This is a genomic window from Herbidospora mongoliensis, assembly GCF_001570545.1.
Lineage (GTDB): Bacteria > Actinomycetota > Actinomycetes > Streptosporangiales > Streptosporangiaceae > Herbidospora > Herbidospora mongoliensis.
In genome coordinates this window covers 103,913-116,181 of sequence record NZ_BBXD01000019.1, presented here as the reverse complement: position 1 = coordinate 116,181, position 12,269 = coordinate 103,913, and the positions used below count along the sequence as shown (strand labels likewise).

At 67.9% G+C, this 12,269-nt stretch carries 14 protein-coding genes; 3 read left to right on the top strand and 11 right to left on the bottom strand.

From position 1 onward, the window contains the following. Positions 1 to 73 precede the first annotated feature (73 nt). From AW272_RS42585 to AW272_RS28300, 11 genes are all read right to left on the bottom strand, one after another. On the bottom strand, positions 74 to 229 hold the full coding sequence (locus AW272_RS42585) for an LxmA leader domain family RiPP (RefSeq protein ID WP_157518841.1): 156 nt from the start codon (positions 227 to 229) through the stop codon (positions 74 to 76). A 67-nt stretch (positions 230 to 296) separates the two neighbouring features. After that, positions 297 to 434, bottom strand: a complete 138-nt coding sequence (locus AW272_RS42580) for an LxmA leader domain family RiPP (RefSeq protein ID WP_157518840.1) — start codon at positions 432 to 434, stop codon at positions 297 to 299. After that, on the bottom strand, positions 434 to 598 hold the full coding sequence (locus AW272_RS42575) for a hypothetical protein (protein WP_157518839.1): 165 nt from the start codon (positions 596 to 598) through the stop codon (positions 434 to 436). The genes AW272_RS42580 and AW272_RS42575 overlap by 1 nt, the downstream gene beginning before the upstream one ends. A 32-nt stretch (positions 599 to 630) precedes the next feature. Beyond that, positions 631 to 795 carry an LxmA leader domain family RiPP gene (locus AW272_RS42570; RefSeq protein ID WP_157518838.1) on the bottom strand — a complete coding sequence of 55 codons (165 nt, stop codon included), beginning with the start codon at positions 793 to 795 and terminating at the stop codon, positions 631 to 633. A gap of 137 nt (positions 796 to 932) precedes the next feature. Next, entirely contained in the window at positions 933 to 1,679 is a 747-nt protein-coding gene (locus AW272_RS28330) for a succinate dehydrogenase/fumarate reductase iron-sulfur subunit (RefSeq protein ID WP_066371456.1), read from the bottom strand. Next, the gene (locus AW272_RS28325; protein WP_066371454.1) at positions 1,676 to 3,577 is read right to left on the bottom strand and encodes a fumarate reductase/succinate dehydrogenase flavoprotein subunit; all 1,902 of its coding nucleotides are present in this window, start codon (positions 3,575 to 3,577) and stop codon (positions 1,676 to 1,678) included. The genes AW272_RS28330 and AW272_RS28325 overlap by 4 nt, the downstream gene beginning before the upstream one ends. A gap of 3 nt (positions 3,578 to 3,580) precedes the next feature. After that, a complete protein-coding gene (sdhC, locus tag AW272_RS28320; protein ID WP_066371452.1) occupies positions 3,581 to 4,366 on the bottom strand; it encodes a succinate dehydrogenase subunit SdhC in 786 nt (261 codons plus the stop codon). A gap of 166 nt (positions 4,367 to 4,532) precedes the next feature. Continuing rightward, positions 4,533 to 4,985, bottom strand: a complete 453-nt coding sequence (locus AW272_RS28315; protein ID WP_066371449.1) for a response regulator — start codon at positions 4,983 to 4,985, stop codon at positions 4,533 to 4,535. Next, positions 4,978 to 6,537 carry a sensor histidine kinase gene (locus AW272_RS28310; protein ID WP_083958753.1) on the bottom strand — a complete coding sequence of 520 codons (1,560 nt, stop codon included), beginning with the start codon at positions 6,535 to 6,537 and terminating at the stop codon, positions 4,978 to 4,980. Before AW272_RS28310 ends, AW272_RS28315 begins: the two co-directional genes overlap by 8 nt. Before the next feature lies 1 nt (position 6,538). After that, entirely contained in the window at positions 6,539 to 7,693 is a 1,155-nt protein-coding gene (locus AW272_RS28305; RefSeq protein ID WP_066371447.1) for a PP2C family protein-serine/threonine phosphatase, read from the bottom strand. Positions 7,694 to 7,741: 48 nt separating this feature from the next. Beyond that, positions 7,742 to 8,674 (bottom strand): LysR family transcriptional regulator, encoded by a 933-nt coding sequence (locus AW272_RS28300; protein ID WP_066371445.1) that lies wholly within the window; start codon positions 8,672 to 8,674, stop codon positions 7,742 to 7,744. A gap of 152 nt (positions 8,675 to 8,826) precedes the next feature. On the opposite strand from AW272_RS28300, the gene AW272_RS28295 reads away from it, so the two are divergent. Genes AW272_RS28295 through AW272_RS28285 form a run of 3 tightly spaced genes read left to right on the top strand, consistent with a single transcriptional unit; the run spans position 8,827 to position 12,220 of the window. Continuing rightward, the gene (locus AW272_RS28295) at positions 8,827 to 9,555 is read left to right on the top strand and encodes a succinate dehydrogenase cytochrome b subunit (RefSeq protein ID WP_275527326.1); all 729 of its coding nucleotides are present in this window, start codon (positions 8,827 to 8,829) and stop codon (positions 9,553 to 9,555) included. Next, the gene (locus AW272_RS28290; protein ID WP_066371441.1) at positions 9,552 to 11,477 is read left to right on the top strand and encodes a fumarate reductase/succinate dehydrogenase flavoprotein subunit; all 1,926 of its coding nucleotides are present in this window, start codon (positions 9,552 to 9,554) and stop codon (positions 11,475 to 11,477) included. The genes AW272_RS28295 and AW272_RS28290 overlap by 4 nt, the downstream gene beginning before the upstream one ends. Further along, positions 11,474 to 12,220 carry a succinate dehydrogenase/fumarate reductase iron-sulfur subunit gene (locus tag AW272_RS28285; RefSeq protein ID WP_066371438.1) on the top strand — a complete coding sequence of 249 codons (747 nt, stop codon included), beginning with the start codon at positions 11,474 to 11,476 and terminating at the stop codon, positions 12,218 to 12,220. Before AW272_RS28290 ends, AW272_RS28285 begins: the two co-directional genes overlap by 4 nt. Positions 12,221 to 12,269: the final 49 nt, after the last annotated feature.

Here is a 12,269-nt window from a genome sequence, read left to right as displayed (position 1 = left end):
ACCGGCGGTGTCACGGGCAGTTCGAGTGCCCGTGACACCGCCTCACCTCGCCGTGTTCAGACGGCGTGGCGGACTAGCAGCCGATGCCGTAGGTGACGCTGATCGCGCTGATCGTGGTGATGGTGGTGATGGTGATGGTGGGCAGGATCTCCGGAGAGTCGATCTCGGCGGCGATCTCGGCGAGCGAGGTGTAGGCGTCGGCGCCGTCCATCAGCAGTTCAACGGACATGTGACTTTCCTTTTCTTCCGGTTATACGGTTCCCCGGGCGCGGGCCCGGGAGCTGGGGGAGCGGAGCTCAGCAGTGGCCCTGGAGTGTGAGCGTGCAGATACTCCAGGTGATTATGTCGAGAACAATCTCGGGAGCGTCGACCTCGGCGACCTCGGCGAGCGAGGTGTAGGCGTCGGCGCCGTCCATCAGCAGTTCAGCAGGCATCAGCACTCCCAGTAGTAGGTGCCCATCACCGACACGCCGTAGCTGAGGCCGGTGATGAAGGAGACGACGGGAGTCATCTCGGGGGTCTCGATCGGGTCGGCCGTCGCGACCTCGGCGAGCGGGGCGTAGGCGTCGGCGCCGCCCATCATGAGTTCGGCGGACACGGTTCAGCTCCTTGTCTGTGCGGATCCGGGGTTCAGCAGCTGTACCGCATGGTCAGGGTCATGCTGACGGCGCCGCCTAGGACAAAGGAGACGGTCGGCGTCACTTCGGGGGTCTCGATCTCGTGGACCGCGGCGACCTCGGCGAGTGAGGTGTAGGCGTCCGCGCCCTGCATCAGGAGTTCGGTGATGGGAATCACCTCCTCTTGGCTTCCAGTTCCCGGCGCGAGCCTGCCGTCCCCGTCTTGTGACTCAGTTGTGGATCACTGGCCGCCAGCTGTAACAGCACGTGAAAAGGCCGGCCTGGAGTTCCAGACCGGCCTTTTTCCTGTACGGACTAGCGGCGGAAGATCTTGTTGCCCAGCCAGACCAGCGGGTCGTACTTCCGGTCGACCACGCGCTCCTTCATCGGGATCAACGCGTTGTCGGTGATCTTGATGTGCTCGGGGCAGACCTCCGTACAACACTTGGTGATGTTGCAGTAGCCCAGGCCGTGCTCCTCCTGCGCGGAGTCCTTGCGGTCCTCCACGTCATAGGGGTGCATGTCGAGCTCGGCGATCCGCATCAGGAAACGAGGCCCGGCGAAGTGGGTCTTGTTCTCCTCGTGGTCGCGGATCACGTGGCAGACGTTGTTGCACATGAAGCACTCGATGCACTTGCGGAACTCCTGCGAGCGCTCCACGTCGATCTGCTGCATGCGGTATTCGCCGGGCTTCACGTCAGAAGGCGGCGTGAACGACGGGATCTCGCGCGCCTTCTGGTAGTTGAAGGAGACGTCGCAGACCAGGTCCTTGATCACCGGGAAGGTGCGCATCGGGGTGATCGTGATGGTCTCGGACTCTTCGAAGGTCGACATCCGGGTCATGCAGCCCAGGCGCGGCTTGCCGTTGATCTCCATCGAGCAGGAGCCACACTTGCCGGCCTTGCAGTTCCACCGGACGGCCAGGTCGGGAGCCTGGGTGGCCTGCATCCTGTGGATGACGTCGAGGACGACCTCGCCCTCGTTGACCTCGACCGTGAAGTCCTCCAGGCGGCCTTCCCCGCCTTCGCCGCGCCAGACGCGGAACTTGCCCTTGTAACTCATGACAACTCCTTGGCCGCGGCGTCGTACTCCGCGAGTTCTTCCTCGGTGAGGTACTTCGAGAGCTCGGCCCGGTCGAACAGGGTGATCAGGTCGCCGCGCATGGAGATCTGGGTCTTCTCGACGACCTCGACCCCGGAGCCGTCGGGCTCGGCCGAGCAGACCAGCAGCTTGCGGCGCCAGTCGGGCTCCATCGTCGGATAGTCGTCGCGGGTGTGGCCGCCCCGGCTCTCCTGCCGCAGCAGCGCGGCCTTGGCGACGCACTCGCTGACCAGCAGCATGTTGCGCAGGTCGATGGCGAGGTGCCAGCCGGGGTTGTAGATCTTGCCGCCGGGGGCTGTCGTGTTGGTCGCGCGCTCCTTGAGCTTCTCGACGACCCCGAGCGCCTCGGCGACCTCGTTCTCCTTGCGGATGATGCCGACCAGGTCGTTCATCGTGCGCTGGAGCTCGTGGTGGACCTCGTACGGGTTCTCGCCGCCCTTGCGCTCGAGCGGGGCCAGAGCCTCGGCCTGGGCCTCCTCGACGCCGGTGACCTGGGGACGCCTCGCGCCCAGCGAGTCGACGTAGGCAGCCGCGCCCGCGCCCGCCCGGCGGCCGAAGACCAGCAGGTCGGACAGGGAGTTGCCGCCCAGGCGGTTGGAGCCGTGCATGCCGCCGGAGACCTCGCCGGCCGCGAACAGGCCGGGGATCGAGGCCGCGCCGGTGTCGGCGTCGACCTCCACGCCGCCCATCACGTAGTGGCAGGTCGGGCCGACCTGCATCGGCTCGGCGGTGATGTCGACGTCGGCCAGTTCCTTGAACTGGTGGTGCATCGACGGGAGCCGCTTGATGATCTCGGCGGCGGGGAGCCTGCTCGAAACGTCCAGGAAGACGCCGCCCTGGGGTGAGCCACGGCCGGCCTTGACCTCGGAGTTGATCGCGCGGGCGACCTCGTCACGCGGCAGCAGCTCCGGAGGGCGGCGGTTGTTGGCCTGGTCGGTGTACCAGCGGTCGCCCTCCTCCTCGGTCGTCGCGTACTTGTCCTTGAAGACGTCCGGGATGTAGTCGAACATGAACCGGCGGCCCTCGGAGTTCGTGAGCACGCCGCCGTCGCCCCGCACCGACTCGGTCACGAGGATTCCCCTGACCGATGGCGGCCAGACCATGCCCGTCGGGTGGAACTGGATGAACTCCATGTTGATCAGCTTCGCGCCCGCGAGCAGCGCCAGCGCGTGGCCGTCGCCGGTGTACTCCCACGAGTTCGAGGTGACCACGAACGACTTGCCGATGCCGCCGGTGGCCAGGACCACGGCGGGGGCGTCGAAGACCATGAACTTGCCGGTCTCGCGCCAGTAGGCGAAGGCGCCGGAGATCGCGTCGCCGTCCTTCAGCAGGCGGGTGACGGTGCACTCGGCGAAGACCTTGATGTAGGCCTCGTAGTCGCCGTGGACCTCGAAGTCCTCCTGCTGGAGGGCCACCACGCGCTGCTGGAGGGTGCGGATCATCTCCAGGCCGGTGCGGTCGCCGACGTGGGCCAGGCGCGGATATTCGTGCCCGCCGAAGTTGCGCTGGCTGATCTTTCCATCTTTTGTACGGTCGAACAGCGCGCCCCACGCCTCCAGCTCCCAGACCCGGTCGGGAGCCTCCTTCGCGTGCAGCTCGGCCATCCGCCAGTTGTTCAGGAACTTGCCGCCGCGCATGGTGTCGCGGAAGTGGACCATCCAGTTGTCGTCGGAGTTGACGTTGCCCATCGCCGCCGCCGCGCCGCCCTCGGCCATGACGGTGTGCGCCTTGCCGAACAGCGACTTGCAGATGATCGCGGTGCGTTTGCCCTGCTGACGTGCCTCGATCGCCGCCCGGAGCCCGGCTCCGCCGGCTCCGATGACGATGACGTCGTATTCGTGACGTTCCACGGTGAACAGTCCTTACGCGAACGGGAAGGTGATGACGCCCTTGGCGACCAGGCGGACGTAGAAGTCGGCGATCATCACCGAGAACATCGACGCCCAGGCCAGCTGCTGGTGCTTGGCGTTGAGCTTGGAGACGAACGTCCACGCCCGGTAACGCACGGGGTGCTTGCTGAAGTGGTTCAGCCGCCCGGCGGCGATGTGTCGGCACGAGTGGCACGACAGGGTGTAGGCGACGATCAGAACCGCGTTGATCACCAGGATCCAGGTGCCCAGGCCCGCCGGCTTGTGGATCAAAGCCAGGACGGCGTCATAGGTCAGGATGGCGCCGATCAGGATCGCACCGTAGAAGAAGTAGCGGTGGACGTTCTGGATGATCAGCGGGAGCCGGGTCTCACCGGTGTACTTCTTGTGCGGCTCGGCCACGGAGCACGCGGGCGGGCTCAGCCAGAACGACCGGTAGTAGCTCTTCCTGTAGTAGTAGCAGGTCAGCCGGAAACCGGCCGGCAATCCAAGGATGAGGATGCCGGGCGGCAGCGGGAACCAGTCGCCGATCGGGGCCCATCCGAGGAACCGCGCGCCCTCAGGGCACGCCGTCGTCAGGCACGGCGAGGAGAAGGGCGCGATATAGGGCTCGACGAAGTAGCTCGCGTCGAAGATCGCCCAGAAGCCGTAAATCAGAAAGAACGTCAAACCGGCGAATGTCAGCGCCGGGGCGAGCCACCATCGGTCGGTGCGGAGAGTGCGCACCTTCAGCTGAGCGCGTTGTTTTCTGGCCGGGCTCTCGGCCGTCTGCTGGGTCATCGGAGACCTTCCACCGGAACTGACCGCGTGACGCCGTGTTGGGCGGCTCGCGCCGAACCGCCGCGACGCCACGCCGTATTGGTGGGGGCTACGTTACGACCATGTCATGGATACGTGTGAGGAGGGTCACTGACTTCTGGCCTGTGATTCCTGTCACGTTTCCTGATCATGAACCACGATGGTTGTTCCCCGGGAGCTTCACGACGGTGACGAAGAAATCGTCAATCTGCCGAACTACCCTGATGAACTGGTCGAAATCCACGGGCTTGGAGACGTACGCGTTGGCGTGCAGCTTGTAGCTCTTCACGATGTCCTCCTCGGCCTCCGACGTGGTCAGCACCACGACCGGGATCGAGCGCAGCTCCGGGTCGGCCTTTATCTCCTCCAGCACCTCCCGCCCGTCCTTACGCGGCAGGTTGAGGTCGAGCAGGACCAGGTCGGGGCGGGGAGAGTCGGCGTAGTCGCCCTCGCGGCGCAGGAACCGCAGCGCCTGCTCGCCGTCGTTGACGATGTGCAGCTTGTTGCGGACCTTGTTCATCTCGAAGGCCTCCTGCGTGAGCAGGACGTCGCCCGGGTCGTCTTCGACCAGAAGAACGTCGATCCAGCGCAGTTCATTCATCGGTGGCCTCCAGAGTCCAGCGGAACGTGGTGCCCTTGTGGTCGGGATTGTCCTCGAGCCAGATCCGGCCACCGTGGTATTCGACGATCTTGCGGCACAGCGCCAGCCCGATGCCGGTGCCCGGATAGACGTCCCGGGGGTGCAGGCGCTGGAAGATCAGGAAGATGCGGTCGGCGTACTTCGCGTCGACGCCGATGCCGTTGTCGGAGCAGGCGAACTCCCACATGCCGTCTTTGCGTTCGGCGGTGACGGTGATCTGCGGGAGCTCGTCGGAGCGGAACTTGATCGCGTTGCCGACCAGGTTCTGGAAGAGCTGGGTGAGCTGCAGCTTGTTGCCGTTGACGACCGGGAGGTCGGCGTAGGTGACCGTCGCCTCGGTGTCCTCGATGCGGACGGCCAGGTTGTCGAGTGCCACCTTCAGCGCGTCGCCCGTGGACGTGGGCTCACGCTCACCGGTGACCCGGCCGACCCGGCTGAAGTCGAGCAGGTCGTTGATCAGCAGCTGCATGCGCTTGGCGCCGTCGACGGCGAACTTGATGTACTGCTTGGCCCGGTCGTCGAGCTGGTCGCCGTAGCGCTGTTCCAGCATCTGGGTGAAGCTGGCGACCTTGCGCAGGGGCTCCTGGAGGTCGTGGCTGGCGACGTACGCGAACTGTTCCAGCTCGCTGTTCGACCGCTTCAGCTCGGCGGCCTGGTCGACGAGAGCCTGTTCGGCCTGCTGGGTGGCCCGCCACTCGCTCACCACCCGGCGGCGCATCGTGTCGACGTGGGCGGACAGCTCGGCCATCTCGGCCGGGCGGTTCACTCGCAGCTCGCTGTCGAAGTCGCCCGAGGCGACCTGGCGGACCTGGGCCTGGAGGGCGGCGACCGGCCGCAGGACGATGTAGCGGACCAGCAGGGTGAAGGCGATCCCGGCGAGCAGCAGCACGATGGCGAGGGTCGCGAGCGCGCCGTAGAAGGAGTCCCAGCCCCGGTCAAGGCGGGTGGTGGCGTCGCCGTGGAGGTTGGTCAGATGGGCCTGCTGGGTGCCCAGGGCGGTGCGGACCACGTTGAACGCCTCGGTGTTCACCGGGGCCAGCGTGGAGGCGGTGTCCTTGCCGAGCTCGGGCACCCGCCGGACGATCTCCTCGGCGTAGACCTTGCGCCAGTTCTCGACCGCCGCGAACAGGCGATCGCTGTCGGCCCGTATGTCCGGCGCGCGCGGCAGCAGAGCCTCGATCTTGCCCCTGGCGATGGCCGAATCGCGCTTGGCCCCCTCGAAGTCGGTCAGGTAGAAGGACTCGTTGGTGCGGCCGTAGCCGCGCATCGAGGCCTCCTCGTTGGAGACCGAGGTCGACAGCTCCAGCGTGTGGAGGACCAGCGGGTCGATCACCTCGACCAGGGTGGCCCTGGCCTCGCGGGTGTCGTTCATCGTCTTCAGCGTGAACGCGATCGACCCCGCGAACAGCAGCGTCACGATCGCGCCGACCAGCAGAAACCATCGGCCCGCCGGGAGCCGGCCCAGTCCGCTGGCCTGCTCGGGCGGGGCGAGCGGGCTGATGGACCTGCTCATTTCACCTCCGGGAGAGCGCGACCGCGGCGAGATCGTCGGTCAGCGCGTCGGCGTGCATGGTCTTGACCTGCTCGATCAACTGGTCGAGGAAGACGCCGCCCTGTTCGCGCACCAGCCGGATGAGCCCGTCGGTGCCCAGCAGGTCGCGGCCGTCGCCCACGGTGGCCTCGATCAGCCCGTCGGTGAAGAAGAGGAGCGTCCAGGGCCGGTCGAGAGCGATGTCGACCGGGATCCAGTCCATCTCCGGGAAGATCCCGATCGGCGGGCCCGACGGGGTCTCGGTGACCACGTCGACGTCGTCACCGAGGATAACCAGGGGTGGCGGGTGCCCGACCACGTAGAGCCGGGCCGAGTTCAGATCGGGGGCGATCGTCGCGGTGACGAGCGTGGTGAAGATCTCCGGTGAGCCGCGCTCCAGCCGGAGCACCGCGTCCATTGTCCGCAGCACGTCGTTGCCGTCGAGGCCGGCCAGCGTGAGGGTCCGCCAGGCGATGCGCAGCGCCGCGCCCAGCGCGGCCTCGTCGGGGCCGTGCCCGCAGACGTCTCCGACCAGGACGTGGACCGCGCCGTCGGCCGTCTGGAGGGTGTCCCAGAAGTCTCCGGCGAGCAGGCCCTCCTGCCGGCCGGGCAGATAGGTCGACTGGTGGACCAGCGCGTCGGTGCGCAGCACCGGCGTCGGCAGCAGTCCGTGTTCGAGCCGGGCCGTCTCCTCGCGGAGCACGCGCTGCTCGACCAGCTCGCGTTCGGCGAGGTCGCCGCGCTTGCGCTCGATCGCGTAGCGGATCGCGCGGGCCAGCATGTTGCCGTCGACCTCCTGTTTGACCAGGTAGTCTTCGGCGCCGGCGGCGACCGCGTCGACGGCGATCTGCACGTCGTTGAGGCCGGTCAGCACGATCACGGCGGTGTCGGGCGCCATCGCGGTCACCTGGCGGACGGCTTCTAGACCGATCGCGTCGGGCAGCGACAGGTCGACCAGGACACAGGTCACCTCAGTGGTGAAACGGTCGCGTCCTTCGGCGAGGGTGCGGGCCCAGATGATCTTCGGCGGCTTCTGCGAGTCGGCCAGCAGCTCTTCGACAAGGAAGGCGTCCTCGGCGTCGTCCTCGATCAGGAGGAGCGTGACGAGGTCGGGCAGACCGTGTGAGAGAGCGGGCACGAAGGCCTCTTTCCAGAGGAGGGCACCCCAAATAGTAGCGACAGGCAACTAGTGCTGGGGGAGCGCTTCGACCCCTTCTGGGAGCGTGCCCTCGCGGGTCGCCTCGTCCAGGAAACCCAGGAGAACGGCCCGGAAAGCCTGTGCCGCACGGGTCGGCTCAACATCCTTGCGGTGCGCCAGCGCAACGGTTCTGCGCAGGCCCGGCAGCAGGGGGGCACCCACCAGGCCGGGCCTTCCGTCGAGCACCATCGAGGGCACCACGGCGACCCCGAGCCCGGCCTCGACGAACCGCAGCACCGCGTCCATCTCGCCGCCCTCGACGGCGAACCTGGGCTCGAACCCGGCCTGGCGGCACGCGTTCAGGGTGGCCTCGCGCAGGTCGTACCCGCGCCGGAACATCACCAGCGGACGGCGCCGCAGCTCGTCGATGCGCACGTGGGTGCGGCGACCGGTGGTCAGATGGGCGGGCTGCGCGACGACCAGGTGCTCGCTCAGGATCTCCTCGGTGACCAGCGAGGGGTCGTCGCTCTGCAGCGGCAGGATGATCAGCGCCAGGTCGAGCTGGCCCCGGGCCAGCGCCCGCACGAGGTCGCGCGAGCCGCCCTCCTCGACCTGGATCTCCACCCCCGGATAGTCGTGGTGGAACCGGGCCAGGGCGTCGGCCAGCAGCCCCGCGCACAGCGACGGCGTGGCGCCCAGTCTCACCCGGCCGCGCCGCAGCCCGGCGAGTTCGGCGACCTCGCGGCGGGCGGTGTCGGCGTCGGCCAGCATGCGCCGCGCCAGCGGCAGCAGCGCCTCTCCGGCGGGGGTGAGCGTGACGTTGCCGCGCGCCCGGCTGAACAGGGGCGCGCCGAGGTCGGTCTCCAGCGTCTTGATCTGCTTGCTCAGCGACGGCTGGGCCACCCGCATCCGCTCGGCCGCGTGGGTGAAGTGACGCGACTCCGCCACCGCCACGAAGTAGGCGAGCTGCTGCAACTGCACAGCTCATCACCATACGGCTGTGACTTTCGTCGCATGCGATCACCCTGGCGGGAAGGGGTCGCGCGCCAGGCCAGAGCGCATAGCCAGCGGCTATCGAAACCAGAACCGCGATGACTTGGACGGCGAATACGCAGGTACCTAGCGTTTTTGGCGTGACTGCGATTATCGACCGGGGCAGGGCCACCGAACCGGTCACCCCGGTTCCCTCCCGGCGACGCCGCCGGGCTTCCTCGAATTCTCTCAAGGCCGTCATGGCGGTGTCGGGCGCGGTGCTGGTCTTCTTCCTCGTCGCCCACATGGCGGGGAACCTGAAGATCTTCGCCGGCGCCGAGTCGTTCAACGGCTACGCCGCCTGGCTGCGGGAGGTCGGCTACCCGCTGCTCCCGCACCGCGGCCTGCTGACCCTGCTCGAAGCCGGTCTGGTCGTCGCGATCGGGGCGCACATGTGGTCGGCGATCGTGCTGACCCGCCGGGCGGCCCACGCCCGTCCGGTCAAGTACGCCGCCAAGGTGAAGTCCCGCGCCAACGGCTACGCCACCCGGACCATGCGCTGGGGCGGCGTGATCATCTTCTTCTTCGTGATCTACCACCTGCTCGACATGACCTTCGGCGTGACCAACCCCGAGGGCCACGACGCCACCCCCTTCGCCCGGATGGTCGCCGGATTCGAGCCGGCCCGCTGGTACATCACGGTGTTCTACGTGATCTCGGTGGTCATGGTGGGCCTGCACCTGCGGCACGGCCTGTGGAGCGCCCTGCAGACCCTCGGGGTGGCCCGGCGCTACCCGGTGCTGAAGGCTTCGGCCGCCGTCGTCAGCGGGCTGCTGACGATCGGCTTCCTGGTCGTCCCGCTGGCCATCACGTTCGGAGTGGTGAAATGAACTATCGACTCGGTGAGCCGATCAAGGACACCAAGGCCCCGGAAGGTCCCATCGAGGACCGCTGGGAGAAGCGCAAGTTCTCGGCCCGGCTCGTCAACCCGGCCAACAAGCGCAAGATCAACGTCATCGTGGTCGGCACCGGCCTCGCGGGCGGCTCGGCCGCCGCGACCCTCGGTGAGCTGGGCTACAAGGTCAAGTCGTTCTGCTACCAGGACTCCCCCCGCCGGGCCCACTCGATCGCCGCGCAGGGCGGCATCAACGCGGCCAAGAACTACCGCGGCGACGGCGACTCGATCTACCGGCTGTTCTACGACACCGTGAAGGGCGGCGACTTCCGCGCCCGCGAGTCGAACGTCTACCGCCTCGCCCAGGTCTCGGTGAACATCATCGACCAGGCGGTGGCCCAGGGCGTGCCCTTCGCCCGCGAGTACGGCGGCCTCCTCGACACCCGCTCCTTCGGCGGCGCCCAGGTGTCGCGCACCTTCTACGCGCGCGGCCAGACGGGCCAGCAGCTCCTGCTCGGCGCCTACTCGGCGCTGGAGCGCCAGATCGCGGCCGGGACCGTCGAGATGCACACCCGCCACGAGATGCTCGAACTGATCATCAGCGACGGCCGGGCGCGCGGCGTCGTGGTGCGCGACATGGTCAGCGGCGAGGTCGAGACCCACCTCGCCGACGCGGTCGTGCTGGCCACCGGCGGCTACGGCAACGTGTTCTTCCTGTCGACCAACGCCAAGGGCTGCAACACCACCGCGATCTGGCGGGCCCACCAGAAGGGGGCCGTGTTCGCCAACCCCTGCTACACCCAGATCCACCCCACCTGCATCCCGGTCTCCGGCGACTACCAGTCGAAGCTGACCCTGATGTCGGAGTCGCTGCGCAACGACGGCCGCGTCTGGGTGCCGGTCAAGGGCGGCGACACCCGCCCGGTCGCCGAGATCCCCGAGGACGAGCGCGACTACTACCTGGAGCGCATCTACCCGGCGTTCGGCAACCTGGTGCCGCGTGACATCGCCTCCCGCGCCGCCAAGAACATCTGCGACGAGGGCCGCGGCGTCGGCCCTGGCGGCCTGGGCGTCTACCTCGACTTCGCCGACGCGATCGGCCGTCTCGGCCGCGACGCGGTGGAGAAGAAGTACGGCAACCTCTTCGAGATGTACGAGCGCATCACCGGCGAGGACCCGTACACCCAGCCGATGCGCATCTACCCGGCGGTCCACTACACGATGGGCGGGCTGTGGGTCGACTACGACCTCCAGTCGAGCGTCCCGGGCCTGTTCGTGATCGGCGAGGCCAACTTCTCCGACCACGGGGCCAACCGTCTCGGCGCCTCCGCGCTGATGCAGGGCCTGGCCGACGGCTACTTCGTGCTGCCGACGACCATCGGCGACTACCTGGCCGACGCGCACAAGTTCGGCGCCCCCGACGACACGGCGGTCGCCGAGGCCGAGATCGCGGTCCGCAACCGGATCGACAAGCTGCTGTCGGTGAACGGCACCCGCACCGCCGACTCCTTCCACCGCGAGCTCGGCAAGCTCATGTGGGACTACTGCGGCATGGAGCGCACCGAGGAAGGCCTGCGCAAGGCGCTCGAGCGGATCCCCGAGCTGCGCGCCGAGTTCTGGCGCGACGTCAAGGTCAGCGGCGTCAACGAGGAGCTCAACCAGGCCCTCGAACGCGCCGGCCGGGTGGCCGACTTCTTCGACCTGGCCGAACTCATGTGCCTGGACGCCCTGCACCGCACCGAGTCGTGCGGCGGCCACTTCCGCGCCGAGTCGCAGGACGCCGACGGCGAGGCCCTCCGCGACGACGAGGCCTTCGCCTACGTGGCCGCCTGGGAGTCGACCCCCGATGGGCCGGTCCTGCACAAGGAAGACCTCGAGTACGAGTACGTGAAGATGACCCAGCGGAGCTACAAGTGAACCTCACCCTGAAGGTCTGGCGGCAGAGCGGCCCCGACGACGAGGGGAAGCTGGTCCGCTACCAGATCGAGGACGTCTCCCCGGACATGTCGTTCCTGGAGATGCTCGACGTGCTCAACGAGCGGCTCATTCTGGCGGGCGACGACCCGGTCGCGTTCGACCACGACTGCCGCGAGGGCATCTGCGGCATGTGCTCCATGATGATCGACGGTGTGGCGCACGGCCCGCAGAAGAACACCACGACGTGCCAGCTCCACATGCGCCACTACAACGACGGCGACACCATCGTCATCGAGCCGTGGCGGGCCCGCCCGTTCCCGGTGGTGAAGGACCTGGTCGTCGACCGTTCGGCGTTCGACCGCATCATCCAGGCGGGCGGCTTCATCTCCGTCCCGGCCGGTTCGGCCCCCGACGCCCACGCGACGCCGGTGCCCAAACTCGACGCCGACGACGCCTTCGACGCGGCGACCTGCATCGGCTGCGGCGCGTGCGTGGCGGCCTGCCCGAACGGCTCCGCGTCGCTGTTCACCGCCGCCAAGATCACCCACCTGGGTTTGCTGCCGCAGGGCCAGCCCGAACGGGGTTCCCGGGCGCGCGCGATGGTCGAGCAGATGGACGAGGAGGGCTTCGGCGGCTGCACCAACACCGGCGAGTGCACCGCGGTCTGCCCGAAGGGCATCCCGCTCGACACGATCGCGCGCATGAACTCCGACTACTTGAGAGCCTCCCGCAAGTCGGGGTAGGGATAGGGTTCGATGCCCTTGCCAGGACCAAATGGCCGGTCCTGGCAAG